Source organism: Vibrio sp. 10N.222.49.C12 (assembly GCF_041475025.1).
In the GTDB taxonomy this organism is placed as follows: Bacteria; Pseudomonadota; Gammaproteobacteria; order Enterobacterales; family Vibrionaceae; genus Vibrio; species Vibrio crassostreae_C.
In genome coordinates, this window is record NZ_JBFRVF010000026.1 from 1 (window position 1) to 16,629 (window position 16,629).

The 16,629-nt window shown below is 47.0% G+C and carries 13 protein-coding genes and 1 pseudogene; 8 read left to right on the forward strand and 6 right to left on the reverse strand.

Going from position 1 to position 16,629, the window contains the following annotated elements:
* Positions 1-19: 19 nt before the first annotated feature.
* Positions 20-385, forward strand: a pseudogene (locus AB4583_RS09660) (MFS transporter); the annotation flags it as partial.
* Between the two features lie 47 nt (positions 386-432).
* On the opposite strand, the gene AB4583_RS09665 reads toward AB4583_RS09660, so the two are convergent.
* Together AB4583_RS09665 and AB4583_RS09670 are read right to left on the reverse strand one after the other, a co-directional pair.
* The gene (locus AB4583_RS09665) at positions 433-1,347 is read right to left on the reverse strand and encodes a DMT family transporter (protein WP_017061581.1); all 915 of its coding nucleotides are present in this window, start codon (positions 1,345-1,347) and stop codon (positions 433-435) included.
* Positions 1,348-1,679: 332 nt separating this feature from the next.
* Positions 1,680-2,573, reverse strand: coding sequence for a DMT family transporter (locus AB4583_RS09670; protein ID WP_017071977.1), 894 nt, complete (start codon positions 2,571-2,573; stop codon positions 1,680-1,682).
* Positions 2,574-2,696: 123 nt separating this feature from the next.
* Here AB4583_RS09670 and AB4583_RS09675 point away from each other — a divergent pair, with 123 nt between their 5' ends.
* Positions 2,697-3,179: a MarR family winged helix-turn-helix transcriptional regulator gene (locus AB4583_RS09675; protein ID WP_136982344.1), complete on the forward strand. Its 483-nt coding sequence runs from the start codon at positions 2,697-2,699 to the stop codon at positions 3,177-3,179.
* A gap of 99 nt (positions 3,180-3,278) precedes the next feature.
* Here AB4583_RS09675 and AB4583_RS09680 read toward each other — a convergent pair whose 3' ends face one another.
* Together AB4583_RS09680 and aceB are read right to left on the reverse strand one after the other, a co-directional pair.
* Positions 3,279-3,719, reverse strand: a complete 441-nt coding sequence (locus AB4583_RS09680) for a heme-binding protein (RefSeq protein WP_008220964.1) — start codon at positions 3,717-3,719, stop codon at positions 3,279-3,281.
* Positions 3,720-3,820: 101 nt separating this feature from the next.
* Positions 3,821-5,446 carry a malate synthase A gene (gene aceB, locus AB4583_RS09685; protein ID WP_372117155.1) on the reverse strand — a complete coding sequence of 542 codons (1,626 nt, stop codon included), beginning with the start codon at positions 5,444-5,446 and terminating at the stop codon, positions 3,821-3,823.
* 314 nt (positions 5,447-5,760) lie between these two features.
* Between aceB and gcl the strand changes: the two genes are divergently transcribed.
* The 6 genes from gcl to AB4583_RS09715 all read left to right on the forward strand — a co-directional run bounded on the left by gcl (position 5,761) and on the right by AB4583_RS09715 (position 13,352).
* Positions 5,761-7,533, forward strand: coding sequence for a glyoxylate carboligase (gene gcl / locus AB4583_RS09690; protein ID WP_372117157.1), 1,773 nt, complete (start codon positions 5,761-5,763; stop codon positions 7,531-7,533).
* A gap of 152 nt (positions 7,534-7,685) precedes the next feature.
* Positions 7,686-8,462, forward strand: a complete 777-nt coding sequence (gene hyi, locus AB4583_RS09695; protein ID WP_372117158.1) for a hydroxypyruvate isomerase — start codon at positions 7,686-7,688, stop codon at positions 8,460-8,462.
* A gap of 37 nt (positions 8,463-8,499) precedes the next feature.
* Positions 8,500-9,396 (forward strand): 2-hydroxy-3-oxopropionate reductase, encoded by an 897-nt coding sequence (locus AB4583_RS09700; protein WP_372117160.1) that lies wholly within the window; start codon positions 8,500-8,502, stop codon positions 9,394-9,396.
* A 197-nt stretch (positions 9,397-9,593) separates the two neighbouring features.
* Positions 9,594-10,904, forward strand: a complete 1,311-nt coding sequence (locus AB4583_RS09705) for a glycerate kinase (RefSeq protein ID WP_372117162.1) — start codon at positions 9,594-9,596, stop codon at positions 10,902-10,904.
* 163 nt (positions 10,905-11,067) lie between these two features.
* Positions 11,068-11,676, forward strand: coding sequence for a TetR/AcrR family transcriptional regulator (locus AB4583_RS09710; protein ID WP_102332259.1), 609 nt, complete (start codon positions 11,068-11,070; stop codon positions 11,674-11,676).
* A gap of 239 nt (positions 11,677-11,915) precedes the next feature.
* Complete coding sequence (locus AB4583_RS09715) at positions 11,916-13,352, forward strand: amidohydrolase (protein WP_136982323.1); 1,437 nt, start codon at positions 11,916-11,918, stop codon at positions 13,350-13,352.
* Positions 13,353-13,442: 90 nt separating this feature from the next.
* Here the strand turns inward: AB4583_RS09715 and AB4583_RS09720 are convergent, their stop codons facing one another.
* Positions 13,443-14,804 (reverse strand): 8-oxoguanine deaminase, encoded by a 1,362-nt coding sequence (locus AB4583_RS09720; protein ID WP_017067339.1) that lies wholly within the window; start codon positions 14,802-14,804, stop codon positions 13,443-13,445.
* A gap of 161 nt (positions 14,805-14,965) precedes the next feature.
* On the reverse strand, positions 14,966-16,417 hold the full coding sequence (locus AB4583_RS09725) for a nucleobase:cation symporter-2 family protein (protein WP_372117164.1): 1,452 nt from the start codon (positions 16,415-16,417) through the stop codon (positions 14,966-14,968).
* Positions 16,418-16,629: the final 212 nt, after the last annotated feature.

A 16,629-nucleotide genomic window follows, 5' to 3' on the forward strand; every position in this document is an offset into this window, starting at 1 on the left:
CTAATTTAGGCAACAACGCCAGCGTAAAGCGTTGATCTTCGAGTATGTTGGCTTGATTGGTGTGTTTGTCGGTTATGGTTTGGTGCAAAGCGCGGCGGCACTTTACGTGATCGATCACCTGTTCTTTGCATTGGCGCTGGCGATCAAAACTTACTTCCAGAAAATCGCAGACCCGGCAGACATGGCATCAACTGCTGGTGTCTCTTTCACCATCAATCATATTGCAGCGGTCGCTATTCCAGTGGTGTTTGGTGTGATTTGGTTGTCTTCTCCTGCAACGGTTTTCTATATTGGTGCAGTGATGGCCGTGGTTTCTCTAGCGCTATCTTTAAACATTCCGAAGAAACCTGAAGAGGGCAACGAAGTGCGAATGTTTAGCTGGCGTTTATGTGGGATATGTATATCTAATCCGCAAAATAGGTTTCACGCGGATCAGTTTCTTACGGTTTTTAATTCGGTACGCAGCTTGAAGATTCCCTTTGGTGCTTTGGTTAGCAGGATGCCGCAAAGTAGAGGAATCATCATTACAAGTGACTGTTCAGATAGAACCTCACCATTGATGTAACAAGAGATCAGTAGTGCAACCACAGGGAAAATTAGGAAGCAGATAGATGCTTGGAAAGGTGTCGAAACCTGACCTAATTTAAAGTAAGCAACAATGCCGCCAACACTCGCCACAAAGCCTAGGTAAACCACAGCAGAGATTGAATCCCAAGTGAAAGATTCAATATTCACGTTTTCACCTATAGCTGAAACAGCGAACAAGAATAGAGCTGCAATTAAGCTTGGTACGGCGTTGTAGGTCAGTACTTCAATACCTTTGCAGTGCTTTTGAACCAGCACATACATCACTGCGTGAATCGCAACAGCAAGGCCTAAGCAAACCGTGCCAATTAGGTAGTCATCGCCACCCATCTGCATTTCATTACCAAGGATTAGACATAGGCTCACAACAGCAGCGATCAACCCGAATATCTGGTGCTTCGCTAGTCGTAGACCTAAGAATAAGCCAGACATCAACATCACAGCCACAGGCATGTTGGCGAAGATGATCGACGCTAAACCTGAAGAGATGTATTGCTCGCCATAGATCATCAACGTAAACGGAATCGCGAAATACATCAACGCAACAATAAGCAGCCATTGGCGCTTACCTTTAGGGAACAGCAGTGGTTGGTTGAAGACTTTCGCCAATACTGCAAGCAGAGGTGCTGCAAGTAAAAAGCGCAACGCAGTAGCAAAAATAGGTGGGATAGAATGCAATGCTACTTCCATAGCGAACCAAGTGGTTCCCCAAATTAAGCAAACAGAGACAAAAAGCAAAATAGTTAGCGACTTCGAATTCATGGTGACTACTCATTAATAATTATTTTAAATCATAGGCTTGTAGCGCCTTAATGACGTGGCACAGTATAGAAAGGTAGTCGGAGAAAGGTTTTGTCTTTTTATCTATAATTTGAGTTTTTTGTGGAAATTAAATCTCTAGGATGATTATGTTATAGAAAATAAATTCGCTTTAGATAGTTAAAGTAAAGTCATTGTTCTTTGTGAGGTTTAATTTAACTTAAGGAATGGTCAACTCAACGAGTATGGCTGTTGGGTTATTGCTGTTAGCGTAGCAACAAAAAACGCGCCCTCAATGAGGCGCGTTTTTGAACAATACGTTTAAGAGGCTGCGTCTACTGCGTAACAGGCTTGACTTGTTTGGATTGTCTTACCGCAAGGATAAGTTGTGGTAGCAGTGACATCACTATCATGCCGGTCATTAGTGAGTATTGTACTGCAGTGAATGATTCACCCATCAACACCATACCGGTCACGATGCCAGCTACTGGGTTTGCGATGCCACCGAAGGTGAAATCAACCACCGACATACGTTGTAGCAACCACACATACATGCCGTAACCCAGCGCTGTGTTTAGGCCAATCACCCACACGAGTCCCATAGCATTACGAGTATCGAAATGAGTCACGGCATTAACATAAGGCTGCGGGTCGATGAATGCATGAACGCCAGACGCGACAGACAAAATCGTACCACCCAGAATCAACTGCCACGTTAATACCTTCCACCAGTGCATGCGGTTACCCAGTGACTTGGTAATGCTGCTGCCGATGACAATACACATTATTGCGGCGAACATTGCGCCTAAACCGATTGGGTTCAGAGCAATTTGGCTTGGGTTAAACAGTATCCACGCTAAGGTGATCAAGCCAATACCCGAAAGGGCTTGAATCAGATGCGGGCGCTGTTTTTTCACTACCCAGTGGAAGATCATCGCGAACACTGGCACAGAGATCATACCCACACCAGAGATTGCCGAAGGCAGCGTTAGCGCCATCACGAAGATCAAGCCAAAGAAGGTCGCGATATTGATAAGGCCCAGTGTGAAAATGATTTGCCACTCGCCTTTTTTAGGCAGTGTTGGTTTTACTGCTAGCAATAACAAACCAGCAGGTAACGCACGCAAAGCACCCAATAATAATGGTGGCCACTCCTGTAGCGTAAATTGCGTCACTGCATAGGTTGTTCCCCAAAAGAACGCGGGGATCATTGCTAATAATATGTTCATTTAAAATATCTTTACGTTAAGATAACTATTGTGTGAACTGTATACTGAGAACTAGTGGTTGTAAAGTATCTTTATGTTAAACTAGTTTGAAGTAATCAGACTAACAACGGAGCGAGATTGCAAATGGATGCTATCGACCGCGTAGTAGAGCAATGGGCAAAGGAAAAGCCCGAACTAGATACTGAGCCTATGGCAATGATGGGTCGGATTATGCGTATTGCCAAGTATATGGAGACGCAAGTTGCCGAGCTTCATAAAAAATACGACATGAAGCTGGGTGAGTTTGATGTGCTGGCGACGTTGCGACGTTCTGGGAAGCCTTACCGACTGACGCCATCTGAACTGATTGGATCCATGATGCTGACATCTGGCGCGATGACCAATCGCCTTGATAAGCTAGAAGCGAAAGGGCTGATCAGTCGTGAGCACAGTAAAGAAGACAGACGCAGCGTGAGTGTTCAGTTAACAAAAGATGGTCTTATTCTTATTGACCAAATGATGACTGAGCATGTTGAAACGCAGAAGAAGCTTGTGAAATCTCTGTCTGCGAGCCAGAAGAAAAATACTAACCAGCTGCTGAAAACATGGTTGAGTGCGTACGAGTAGTTTTTCTGATCTTCCTTTAGATTCAATAAAAAACCGAAGCTTAATCGCTTCGGTTTTTTTGTGCTTGTTTAAGAACTTCAAGTACAGCGAATTGGCGAGTTAAGCTTGCAGCATCTCGTCACTGAACAGTTCTGCGCAGCCAATGCCGTTGATGGCGCAGCTTTCATCGATGTCTGAGATGTCACCGCTGACCCCGATAGCACCCAATACCGTTTTATCCTTGTCTCGAATCAGTAGCCCCCCTGGTACTGGCACCATGTTTCCGTGTGCGAGCACGTTTACGGCGGAGATGAATGCTGGTCGGTTGTCAGCATCTTGGGCGAGTTTTCTAGAGGAACAACCCAGTGCGAGTGCCCCCCACGCTTTAGCGATCGCGATGTCTGGTCGCATCATGCTAGAGCCGTCTTGACGTTGCAGAGAAATCAGCTTGCCACCGCTGTCTAAGACGGCGACCGTCAAAGGTTCTGTGTGGATCTTGTTTCCTGCTTTTAAGGTGCCATCAATGATGGTTAACGCTTGTTGTAGAGTCAAACTTCCCATGTTATCTCCTAGTTTTTCAAGGGGCCGTGTACCAAGCTAAGTCAGCCAATCATTACGCTTGTTGTGAATATCATTGACTGATTCAGCTCGGTACAAGAGTCCTAACTGGACTCTTGTAATAGCCCATAGCTGGGTAAAGTTAGGAAGGCAGCGAACTCTTCGGCTGTAGAAAGTTGATAGAAAAGATCAGCTGTCTCTTCAAATCGACCTGCTGCATAGCGCGAGTCTCCGACTTCATGTTTTATGGTGTCTAGCTCTTGGTAAAGCCAAGAGTGGAATAGTGATTTGGTAAAGGTTTGGCCATCATCGAGTGTTACCCCGTGGTGGATCCATTGCCAAATATTGGCTCTTGAGATCTCTGCGGTGGCGGCATCTTCCATAAGGCCGTAGATAGGTACACAGCCGTAGCCTTGAATCCAAGCTTCGATGTAATACAGCGCAATGCGTATATTCTTACGTACTCCTGCTTCGTCGCGACTGCCTTCACAAGGCTTTAGCAACGTGTCGGCATTGATCACATGCTCCGGGCTTTGAAAATCCATTTGGTTTACTTTGCCATCTAAGTGCTTATCGAATATCGACATTGCCAAATCAACCAGTGCAGGGTGCGCGACCCATGTGCCATCGTGTCCGTTTTGAGATTCTCTCTGTTTGTCTTCAATGACTTTGGCCGTCACTCGCGCCATTTCTTGCGGGTCTTTTGCTGGAATAAAGGCTGACATCCCACCCATTGCTAATGCGCCACGAGCGTGACAAGTGCGCACCAACAGTTGGCTATAGGCGTTGAGGAATTCTTGATCCATGCCGATCCCGTGGCGGTCTGGCAAGATGCGGTCTTTATGGTTTTTCAGCGTTTTGATGTAGCTGAAGATGTAATCCCAACGGCCACAGTTCATCGCTACGATATGATCACGCATGGCGTATAAGATCTCTTCCATTTGGAATACGGCTGGCAGAGTTTCAATCAACACGGTCGCACGAATGGTGCCTTTGGGTACGTGGAAATAGTTTTCGGTGAAGCTGAAAATATCGTCCCACCACTGTGCTTCTTCCATGCTCTCAAGCTTGGGAATGTAGTAGTAAACCCCTAAACCTTGTTGTGCTCGTGATTGATAGTTATGGAAAAAGTACAAGGCGAAGTCCATCAAGCAACCGCCGATAGGCTGATTGTTGAATTGGATGGATTGCTCAGGAAGGTGGATCCCTCGTGGGCGTGCGATCAGCAGTGCAGGATCGTCGTTTAATTGGTAACGCTTCTGCTTATTCTCATCGAAATAACTAATGGTGCCAAGGTTGGCGTCTCTTAGGTTGATTTGCCCTTCGACCATATTGGCCCAAGTCGGGGAAGACGCATCTTCAAAGCAGCACATGAAGACTTTCGCGCCTGAGTTTAGCGCGTTGATCACCATCTTTCTTTCGATAGGTCCGGTGATCTCTACTCGGCGATCCAGTAGCTCTGGTGGCGGTGTCGCCACTTTCCACTCTTTATTCTGGCGAATGGAAATGGTGTCTTTTCTGAAATTGGGTAACTCACCCTCGTCATATTGAGCTTGTTTTACGTCGCGGTCACTTAGCAGGGCATGACGGCGATCTCCAAACTTATTGACGAGAGCTTCTAAGAATTTTAATGCATCTTTAGACAAGATCTCTTTGTACTCGGAGTTGTCCATCTTCCCAAGTACCTGCATACACAGCACATCTTTTCTCTCTTTCACGTCATTCATCATTGCTTGTCTCCTTTACACAATACGATGTCATTTTGTATACAAAATTCTCTTTTTAAGGATATTTATATGGTAGAAATTGTAAACAAGCAAACGGTATTTAACATTTATTTATCATTTGATCTTTTTGTAATTTATTTTCACGTAAAGATATTTTATGTAAAGCAATGAATTGTAAGCTTTTCAGGGTAGGTGCGTACTTAATGTGATGGGTTGATGTAACAAAATTGTTTCATTCTGGGGTTGATAAATAGCGAGGATGGTTCATAGTACACAAAAGTTAGTTTAATTGTATACAATCTGAACTGGAGGTTCGAATGGCAATTATGAAAGCGATTGAAGCAGCGGTAGAAGTGCTTAAACGTGAAGGCGTAGACATCGTATTTGGTGTTCCCGGCGCAGCAATAAACCCTATGTATGCGGCTATGAAAAAACTCGGAGGAATCGACCACGTCTTAGCTCGTCATGTAGAGGGTGCATCTCATATGGCTGAAGGGTACACGCGTACCAATCAAGGCAATCTAGGTGTGTGTATTGGTACTTCTGGTCCTGCGGGAACGGACATGATCACGGGTCTTTATTCTGCGTCTGCAGATTCGATTCCAATTCTATGCATCACAGGCCAAGCGCCACGTGCTCGTCTTCACAAAGAAGATTTCCAAGCGGTCGACATTGAATCTATCGCTAAGCCTGTGACTAAGTGGGCAACCACGGTACTGGAACCTGCTCAAGTGCCACGCGCATTTCAAAAAGCCTTTCATTTAATGCGTTCGGGTCGTCCGGGTCCAATCCTGATTGATCTACCGATTGATGTTCAGTTGGCTGAGATTGAATTTGATATCGATACCTATGAACCGCTAGAACCTTATAAGCCACAAGCGACACGCGCGCAGGTTGAGAAAGCGTTAACCATGATGTCTCAATCGGAAAAACCGCTGATTGTATCCGGTGGTGGCGTGATTAACGCTGGCGCATCTGAATTGTTGCAACAGTTTGCCGAGATCACTGGTGTTCCTGTGATCCCAACCTTAATGGGGTGGGGTTCTATCCCTGATGACCACGAGTTAATGGCAGGTATGGTGGGGCTACAAACCTCTCACCGTTACGGTAATGAAACCATGCTTAATTCTGATTTCGTGTTTGGTGTGGGTAACCGCTGGGCTAACCGTCATACCGGTTCTGTGGATGTTTATACCGAAGGCCGCAAGTTCGTACACGTCGACATTGAACCGACGCAAATTGGACGCGTGTTCTGTCCTGATTTAGGCATTGTCTCTGATGCGAAAGCAGCACTAGAGCTAATGGTTGAAGTGGCGCAAGAGTGGCGTGATGCTGGCAAGCTGCCGAACCGAAATGCTTGGGCAAGTGAGTGTCAGGAACGCAAGTCGACCATGCTGCGTAAAACTAATTTCGATGAAGCGCCAATGAAACCGATGCGTGTTTATGAAGAGATGAACAAGGCATTTGGTCGTGACACTTGTTATGTGAGCACCATTGGTTTGTCGCAAATTGCTGCCGCTCAGTTCCTGCATGTTTATAAGCCGCGTAACTGGATCAACTGTGGTCAAGCTGGCCCATTGGGTTGGACAACACCAGCCGCATTGGGTGTACGAGCGGCCGATCCAAATCGCGATATTGTCGCTATCTCTGGTGACTATGATTTCCAATTCATGATTGAAGAACTGGCCGTCGGCGCGCAATTCAATCTGCCATACATCCATGTGTTGGTGAACAACTCGTATCTAGGTTTGATTCGCCAAGCACAGCGCCAATTTGATATCGACTATTGTGTACAACTGGCGTTCGATAACCAGAATGCACCAGAGCTTGAAGGCTACGGTGTTGACCATGTTGCCGTTGTTGAAGGCCTAGGTTGTAAGGCAATTCGAGTTCGTGAACCAGAGCAAATTGCGGCAGCGTTTGAGCAAGCCAAAGAGCTGATGAACAAGCACAAGGTGCCAGTGGTCGTTGAGCTGATTCTTGAGCGAGTAACCAACATTGCGATGGGCGTAGAGATCAATGCCATCAACGAATTTGAGCCACTTGCCGAAAGCCGCGGCGATGCCCCAACAGCGTTAGCGTACAAGTAATCATTAAGTAATGTGTATCCGTAGAGCTGAGGTTTAGCTCTACGGAAAGTCTCCAATAGAGCGAGGCTTACTAAGCAACCGTAGCTCCACCAAATAACCGTTGCTTCACTAAACAGTCATAGTTTCACCAAATAAAGAATAAGGACAGAGTCATGGCAAAATTTGCAGCAAACTTGTCAATGTTATTCACGGAAGTTGATTTTATGGACCGCTTTGAAGCTGCCGCAGAAGCGGGCTTTCAAGGTGTCGAATATCTTTTCCCTTACGCCTTTGATGCTCAGGCAATCAAAGAAAAACTCGATGCTAATAACCTAGAGCAAGTGCTATTCAACCTGCCCGCGGGTGATTGGGACGCTGGCGACCGTGGTATCGCGGTCGACCCTGCACGAGTTGAAGAGTTTCAAGCGGGCGTACCTAAAGCCATCGCTTACGCAAAAGCACTGGGTTGTACTCAAGTGAATTGCTTGGCCGGGATTGTTCCGCAAGGTGTGACCCAACAAGATGCGCAATCGGCGTTTGTGATTAACCTGCATTACGCGGCGAACGCGCTAGCAGCAGAAGGCATCAGCTTAGTGATAGAAGCGATCAATACACGCGATATTCCGGGCTTCTTCTTGAGCACGACTGAGCAAGCCAAAGCGATCATCAAAGAGGTAGGGAGCGATAACCTTTCTATCCAATACGATATTTATCACATGCAAATTATGGAAGGCGATCTCACGCCGACCATGCAACAGAACATTGGTCAAATCGCACACGTGCAACTGGCGGATAATCCAGGCCGACACGAACCGGGTACCGGCGAAATCAATTACCCGTTCGTGCTCAACTATCTTGATGAGCTTGGCTATCAAGGCTGGGTTGGCTGCGAATACAAACCAAAAACAACGACGACAGAAGGCCTTGGTTGGCTGCACCAGTACCGTTAATTGCGTCTGGTAACCCTCAAACGTTAAGGAGAACAACATGTCTAAAATTGCATTTATCGGAACTGGCATCATGGGTAAACCTATGGCGAGTAACCTTCAAAAAGCAGGTCACGATTTGATTCTGTCGGATCACTTTAATGCAGCACCTGCCAATCTTGTGGCAGCGGGTGCAACGGTCTGTCATTCACCCGCGGAAGCGGCTGAAGCAGCAGACATCGTTATCTTAATGGTGCCGAATACACCACAAGTTGAAGATGTCCTGTTTGGTGACAACGGTGTTGAGAAAGGGCTAACAGCGGGCGGTGCAGCTGGAAAACTGGTTATCGACATGAGTTCGATCTCGCCAATCGCGACCAAAGCAATCGCAGCGCGAATCAACGAAGGCGGGGCGTCATACCTTGATGCACCGGTATCAGGTGGCGAAGTAGGCGCGATTAATGCGGCGCTGACTATCATGGTTGGCGGTGAGCAAGAAGCCTTTGATAAAGCACGACCTCTGTTCGAAATCATGGGTAAGAACATTACGCTAGTAGGCGACAACGGTGCGGGTCAAACCTGTAAGGTCGCAAATCAAATCATCGTTGCTCTGAATATCGAAGCCGTGTCTGAGGCGTTAGTATTTGCTTCAAAAGCTGGTGCTGATCCAGCACGTGTACGTCAGGCTCTATTGGGCGGCTTTGCTAACTCTAAGATCTTGGAAGTGCATGGCGAGCGCATGGTTGAAGGTACATTTGATCCTGGATTTAGAATCTCGCTTCACCAGAAAGACCTGAATCTTGCGCTAACGGGCGCACAAGAATTAGGTGTCGCACTACCGAATACGGCTAACGCTCAAGAGCTATTTGGCGAGTGCGCCGAAATGGGCGGTGAAGGTTGGGACCACTCTGCGCTTATCCAAGCGATTGAGAAACGTTCTGACCACTCGATTCGTTAATTAATTAGGGCTGCTATCGATTCGTAGCCCAACAGTTTCAAACAGTTTGTTTATAAATCGCGTAGTTTCGTCTCCTTTTATACGCGTTCCTGATACGAGGCAGAGGCTGAAGTTGTTCCTTTCCAACTTGATCTTAGCAGGCACCCTTTGGCCTTGTATCGGGGTTCTTTTTTTCTCCGTCAACTAAGGAGTGGCTGATGGACATTGATGCTAAGCAGTTTCTACAAACCCTTTTCTCAAGTGCTGTTAATCAGGCGCTACCTAAAAATCACATCGAACCTTTTCTTCCTCAAGACATTTTTTATCGCTCTGCTAATCAAGCCGGGCGTACTGTGGTGATAGGAGCAGGTAAAGCGGCCGCGTCAATGGCAGCAGAGCTTGAAGCGGTTTGGCAGGCAAAAAAACAACAAGACCTAGCACTGCGTGATCTTGAAGGCTTAGTCGTGACCCGCTACGAACACACCGCACCTTGCGAACACATTGAGGTGATTGAAGCAGCGCACCCCGTGCCAGATGCGATGGGCTTAGAAGTAAGCCAACGTATGCTGCAATTGGTGAGTGGCTTGAGCGCAGACGACACGGTTATTTGTCTATTGTCGGGTGGCGGCTCTGCACTATTAAGCTTACCCGGTGGTGACATCAGCCTAGCAGAGAAGCAACAAATCAATAAGGCGCTGCTTAAATCAGGCGCCGCCATTGATGAGATGAACTGCGTTCGCAAGCATTTATCTTCGATAAAAGGCGGTCGACTTGCTAAAGCGGCGTATCCTGCAAGGGTTGTGTCACTGGCGATTTCTGATGTGCCGGGCGATGACATTAGTGTGATTGCATCGGGCCCAACCGTACCCGACACCACCACGCGTTTTGATGCGATGGCCATTTTAGAACGTTATCAAATAGAAACACCACGCTCGGCATTTGAATGGCTAAATAATCCAGAATCAGAGACGGTTAAACCAGATGACGTATGTTGGAAGAACGCCGAGCACCATATTATCGCGACACCAATGTCGGCATTGGAATCCGCTGCTGCAGAAGCTGAAGGCTTAGGCATTCCGGCTTATGTGTTGAGTGATTGTATAGAGGGAGAAGCGCGAGATGTTGCGAAAGTTCACGCTGCGTTGGCTAAGCAAGTGGCCAATCGCAAGCACCCATTTGAGACGCCTTGCGTGATACTTTCCGGTGGCGAAACCACGGTAACCGTTAAAGGGAATGGTCGCGGTGGGCGTAACTGTGAGTTCTTGTTGAGCTTGTATAACGAGCTTAAAGGCCAAGACAACATATTTGCATTGGCTGCTGATACCGACGGGATTGATGGTGTTGAAGACAATGCGGGAGCATGGATCGCGCCTCAAACATGGCAACTAGGTTCGAGCCTGTCGCTTAAAGCGCAAGACTATCTCGATGCGAACAACAGCTACGATTTTTTCAAGCAAGTCGATGTGCTTCTAACCACGGGGCCAACGCTGACCAATGTGAATGACTTCCGCGCGATATTGATTCTTTAACTTGAACAGTTCAAAAACACGGTATGGAATGGTCGCTTCTTAACAAATAGAGCGACCATTTTATTGTTATCAATGCGGTGACCTTGAGTTCTGAGATTATCTTCTGGACTAATGAAGCACGTTGATTACTATGATTTTAGTAACGAGCTGTAAAGGATGCAATATGTCTAGGATCAGACAAAAGAATCAAGATTTAATCATCGAAGTCGCGTGTGAACAATTCGCCACTCATGGTTATGCCGCAACAAAAATGGCTGATATCGCAAAAGCGGCCGACATTCCCAAACCCAACGTCTTCTACTATTTCAGCTCAAAAGATAAGCTCTACAACGCTGTGCTTGAAACCGTCACTCAGCCTTTACTAGAAGCGTCTCGTCCGATTGAAGAGTTGAGCGATCCTGTTGAAGCCTTGTCTCAATATATTCAAACCAAGCTGATCATTTCTCGCGACCATCCACATGCTTCTAAGGTATTTGCCAATGAAGTGATGTCTGGCGCTAAAGTATTGCCGAAAGAGATTGGTGACGAGCTGTATAAGCAATCCCAGATGATTCTTGATAAGTTCTCGACATGGTCGGCGCAGGGCCTAATGGACGATGTTCCCGCTCATCACCTGATGTTTACCATCTGGGCGGCAACTCAAACCTACGCCGATTTTGGCTGGCAGATTTGCAGCGTGATGCAGAAGGACCAACTCGATGATAAAGACTATGCCGATGCCGCTCAGTTCATCACACAGTTAGTGATTAAAGGCTGTGGTGTGAAAAGCTAATGTTGTTTGAACGTTTATCTAGGTGTGTGAGTGACTATAAGCACAGAACCTCTTTTGTGACCTGTTGTGCAATAACTCATTTATCTTGAATTCGGTTCGATTAGGTATGCCATTTTATTTAAATGACAGGTTATAGTATCGCGAAAATTGGCGGCACTTACTCTTCTGAAAAGCGAAAAGCTGGAAACTTATAGATGAAGCCGCTAACAATATTACACGCACAACATTAAGGTTTAGCAATGACGCTTAAAAGCTTGGCATGCACCATCAGCGCAGTTCTGCTTGCAGGTTGCGGTTCAACGGTCGCGACGCAAACATACAACGCTGATCTGATCATCACCAACGGACAGGTTCTCACCATCAATTCAGAAATGGATGTGATTGAAGATGGTGTTGTTGTAGTGAAAAACGACCAGATCATCGCAGTCGGTACCGAGGATTTAATGACTCAATATCGCGCAGAAAAAGTGATTGATGCTCAAGATGGAATCGTCATGCCGGGTATGGTGAACGCGCACAACCATTTACCGATGATCGCGTTTCGTGGCTTAGGGGAAGAGGGTATTTCGAATCGTCTGTTCGCTTACTTCTTCCCTCTAGAAGCCGAAAAGCTAAGCCGTGAACTGATTTACAACGCAACCAAGCTTGGCTCTATCGAACTAGCACAAAGCGGTGTAACCACTTATGCCGATATGTATTACCACATGGATGAAATGGCCAAGGCGACCAAAGAAGTCGGCTTACGCGCTGTGCTCGGCGAAACCGTGATTAAGTTCCCAGTGGTCGATGCCAAAGAACCTTACGGCGGCATTGAATACGCCAAAGGCTTTATCGAACAATACAAAAACGATGAGCTAATCACGCCTGCTTATGCGCCACATGCGGTGTACACCGTGAGCAAAGATAAGCTGCAAGAAATCAACAAGCTGTCTGCTCAATACGATGTGCCGGTGCTGATTCACGTTGCTGAATTCCCAAATGAAGAGAAACGCATCAAAGATGAAACTAAGGCAACATCGCCAGTCGAATACATGGATGAAATTGGTGTGCTGGACGAGCGCGTAGTCATTGCTCACGGTATCCATCTTTCGGAGAACGATCAAAAGCTTCTAAAGCAAGCTGACGCAGGGATCTCATACAACCCAATGGCGAACGCTAAAGGTGCAACTGGCATCGCACCAGCATGGGATATGTACCGTGCTGACATGCGAGTAGGCTTAGGAACAGATGGCCCAATGAGCTCTAACCAAGTCGATATCATGCGCACATTAAGCTACGCAGCGAACATGCAACGTTTAAAGCATTCTGACCGCACTATCATGATTCCTGAGCAAGTTATCGAGATGGCGACATTAGGTGGCGCGAAAGCCCTACACATGGAAGATCAAATCGGTTCTCTTGAAGCGGGTAAGAAGGCAGACATCGTGATTGTAGAGACAACATCAGCGAACATGATGCCAAATTACGACCCTTACGCGACCTTGGTTTACCAAGCGAACCCAAGCAACATCGACACGACGATTGTGAACGGCCAAATCGTAATGGAAAACCGTGTAATGCAAACCGTTCAACTGGATGAAATCCGCCAAAGCGTCGATGAGTTTGAAACAGATATCAAAGCCTTTGCCAAAGAGCTTTCTAAGAAGGCGATTAAGTCGAAGAGCTTGATGGATTAAGATGTAAATCGGTTTCTAAAAATCGAACTGAATGAACAAGGCCGACATCATGTCGGCCTTTTTGTTTTCGCTTTTCTAGTTGGCGTGTACCTAGTTATTCATCGCCAGTTTACCTAGCTTCATTGCAGCTGCATGGTGGCGGTGCATTAGTTGTTCCATGTCTACGCCAATCACAGCGCCATCGTTCACTCGCCACTTACCTGCAACCATCACTTTATCCGCTTGTTGAGCACCACAAAGTAGTAATGCGGCCAGTGGGTCGTGGCTGCCAGAAAAACGAATATCATCGAGCTTGAACATCGCGATATCGGCTTGTTTGCCAACCTCTAGTGTACCAATGTCGGTTCTGCCCATTGCCGCGGCAGAACCGGATGTCGCCCAGCGCAATGCATCAAAGTGTGAAACGTTGGCGGAACCATACTGCAGGCGCTGTAGATACATCGCCATGCGTACTTCGGCAATCATATTTGAGCCGTCATTAGAGGCAGAACCATCCACACCTAGCCCGACTTTTACGCCTGCTGCTTCTAGATCGTTGTTTTTACAAATACCGGAAGCCAACATCATATTGGAAGTTGGGCAGTGACTGATACCAATACCTGCTTTACCCAAACGTTTGATCTCTTCTGGATTGAAGTGAATACCATGAGCGAGCCAAGTGCGCTCGTTCAGCCAACCCACATCTTCTAGGTAATCAACTGGGCGCAAGCCAAACTTCTCTATACAGAAGTCTTCTTCATCGAGCGTTTCGCATAGGTGCGTGTGCATCATGACGTTTTCACGCTCACTGATCTTGGCGGTCTCTTTCATCAGGTCGGTAGTGACTGAGAACGGCGAACAAGGTGCGAGCGCGATTTGAATCATCGCCCCTTCATCACGCTGGTGGTAATCACGAATCAAGCGCTGGCTGTCATCAATGATGGTTTGTTCGGTTTGAATGGTGTGTCTTGGTGGCAATCCACCCTCATCTTCCCCTAGGCTCATGGAACCTCGGGTAAATATCGCTCTAACGCCCAGTTTCTCTGCGGCCTCGACTTGCAAATCAATAGCGTGCTCAAGCCCGTCTGGTAGCAAGTAATGGTGATCGGAAGCAGTGGTACAGCCCGACATCATCAGCTCAACCAGAGCAAGCTCTGTTGCGAGGCTCATCATCTCCGAATCGAGGTTGGCCCAAACTGGGTAGAGGCTTTGTAGCCAATGGAAGAGTTCTTTATTGAGTGCGCCGGGGTAGGCTCGCGTTAGGGTTTGATAGAAGTGGTGGTGCGCATTGATAAGCCCAGGAGTCACAACATGACGAGAGGCGTCGACGCTGTAATCTACGGGTAAGGTAGGCTCTTTGTGTTTGCCAACCAGTTCAATGATTTTATTACCTTTTATGACGATTCCGCCTTCTGCATCAGCCTGCGAGCCAGTGTAGATTGCGAGAGGATTCTTAATCCAGATGGTTTCCATTCATAGTAGTCCTTAGCCATCTCAGCCTTTTCAGGGAAGAGGGTCTTTATTTGGTATTTGTTGTTGAAAGATAAATTCAAATCAAGGGCGATGAGACATTCACTGTTATCGTTACGCCCGTGATTCTACGGAAATCGGTTTTACGCTCGTTAGCGATTTATCTAGTTCGTTTTTGGCTCAGGGTTATCTGATGCCGTTTGAACTTCAGTTTCTGTTGTTGCTTGTTGAATTTCTAATTGCTCGTTTGAGTGTAGTTCTTCTTCTGCTTGTTCTTTCATTTCTAGCTCAACTTGCGCTTGGCTTTCGGTCAGTGCTTCTTGCTCTTCTGCTCGTGAAGACTTTGGTAAAACAAGGTTCAATAGCACCGTCATGATAGTACCGGTAGTGATGCCTGAGTGAAGAAAGTTCGCTAGATCATGCGGCAAGTGTTGCAGCAATCTTGGTTCGAAGGTGACGGCTAAGCCAGACGCTAAACCTACACAGATTACTAAGGCATTTCGCTTGGTGTCTGCGGCCTTGATCAACATGCGGATACCCGCGTAAGCAATCATCCCGAACATCACAAAGCCCACACCACCCAAAACAGGTTTCGGAATCGTGACGGCAATAGCGGCTAATTTCGGGAATAAACCACCTAAAATTAACAAACCACCGGTTGCAGCTACTACATAGCGACTTGCTACACCTGTGATACCCACAATACCGACGTTTTGGCTGAATGACGCCAGTGGCATCGCTGTTAAAATCGAAGACAAGGTACTACCAAGACCATCGCCTAGCAGTCCACGTTTTAGATCTTTACCGCTGACTTGGGTTTGGCAGTTGTTGCCAAGCGCCATGAAGTCACCGGTTGCTTCAGCGATAACCACGATGTACACCAAGCTCATGCTGATGATGGCACTAGCAGAAAACGTAAAGCCATACTTAAATGGTTCTGGGCCACCGACCCAAGCAGCAGAGCTGATCTGCTCAAGATCGACCATGCCGAGTGACAGCGCCACAATGTAACCGCCTGCTAGGCCAATCACGATAGCGGAGGCCGCAACCGCGCCTTTACAGTAAACCGATACGCCAATCACTATCCCCAAAGAGACCAGTGCGAGAAACAGTTTAGGTAGAGTGGCGAATTGTTCCGTGTTGGCAGGAGAATCGCCAACCCAGTTCATGGCAACCGGTAAAATGGTTAAGCCGATTAGGGTAACCACCACACCACTTACCACGGTCGGGAACAGCTTGCGAACCTTGTCCATGTAGAAGCTGGCACCAATTACCACGAATGAGCCGATAAGTGCTGAGCCCATGATAGCGGCGACACCACCTTCGTTACCGATGGAAATAGCCACACCTAAAAAGGCAAAGCTTGAGCCCATTACAACAGGCAGTCGAATACCAACAGGGCCAAAACCGAGACATTGCGCGACAGTCACAATACCAGAAGCCAATAGCGCCGCATTGATCAGTGAAACGATCTCTGTGTTAGGTAGGCCGATAGAAGCACCGACAATAAGCGGGACAGCGACGATGCCACCAATCGAGGCGAGCATGTGTTGTAAAGCAAGTAGAAGGGTTAGCCCATGGGGCGGTCTTTCATTAAGGGTGTACAGAAGTTTCATTTGATATTCCTCTGCCTGCGTTTCCGTTTACAGGCGATTGGCGGTCAAATAATGACTTCTACAAACTGCGTAGGGTCATAAAAAAGTGCACTGAATCGGTAGGGTTTCTGCTCTCTCGTCATCAATGCAATTAGCTTTCTTAAAAATCATGTTGTTGCTTGGCTTGCGAACCAGCCAAGCAACGTTGTGAGCAATCAAGAAATGACTGCTCA

Coding starts and splice junctions, on each gene's coding strand:
- AB4583_RS09665 (WP_017061581.1), bottom strand. CDS start 1,347: ATGAATTCGAAGTCGCTAACTATTTTGCTTTTTGTCTCTGTTTGCTTA.
- AB4583_RS09680 (WP_008220964.1), bottom strand. CDS start 3,719: ATGGGAAGTTTGACTCTACAACAAGCGTTAACCATCATTGATGGCACC.
- AB4583_RS09720 (WP_017067339.1), bottom strand. CDS start 14,804: ATGGAAACCATCTGGATTAAGAATCCTCTCGCAATCTACACTGGCTCG.
- AB4583_RS09670 (WP_017071977.1), bottom strand. CDS start 2,573: ATGAACATATTATTAGCAATGATCCCCGCGTTCTTTTGGGGAACAACC.
- gcl (WP_372117157.1), top strand. CDS start 5,761: ATGGCAATTATGAAAGCGATTGAAGCAGCGGTAGAAGTGCTTAAACGT.
- AB4583_RS09725 (WP_372117164.1), bottom strand. CDS start 16,417: ATGAAACTTCTGTACACCCTTAATGAAAGACCGCCCCATGGGCTAACC.
- AB4583_RS09715 (WP_136982323.1), top strand. CDS start 11,916: ATGACGCTTAAAAGCTTGGCATGCACCATCAGCGCAGTTCTGCTTGCA.
- AB4583_RS09675 (WP_136982344.1), top strand. CDS start 2,697: ATGGATGCTATCGACCGCGTAGTAGAGCAATGGGCAAAGGAAAAGCCC.
- AB4583_RS09700 (WP_372117160.1), top strand. CDS start 8,500: ATGTCTAAAATTGCATTTATCGGAACTGGCATCATGGGTAAACCTATG.
- AB4583_RS09710 (WP_102332259.1), top strand. CDS start 11,068: ATGTCTAGGATCAGACAAAAGAATCAAGATTTAATCATCGAAGTCGCG.
- AB4583_RS09705 (WP_372117162.1), top strand. CDS start 9,594: ATGGACATTGATGCTAAGCAGTTTCTACAAACCCTTTTCTCAAGTGCT.
- aceB (WP_372117155.1), bottom strand. CDS start 5,446: ATGATGAATGACGTGAAAGAGAGAAAAGATGTGCTGTGTATGCAGGTA.
- hyi (WP_372117158.1), top strand. CDS start 7,686: ATGGCAAAATTTGCAGCAAACTTGTCAATGTTATTCACGGAAGTTGAT.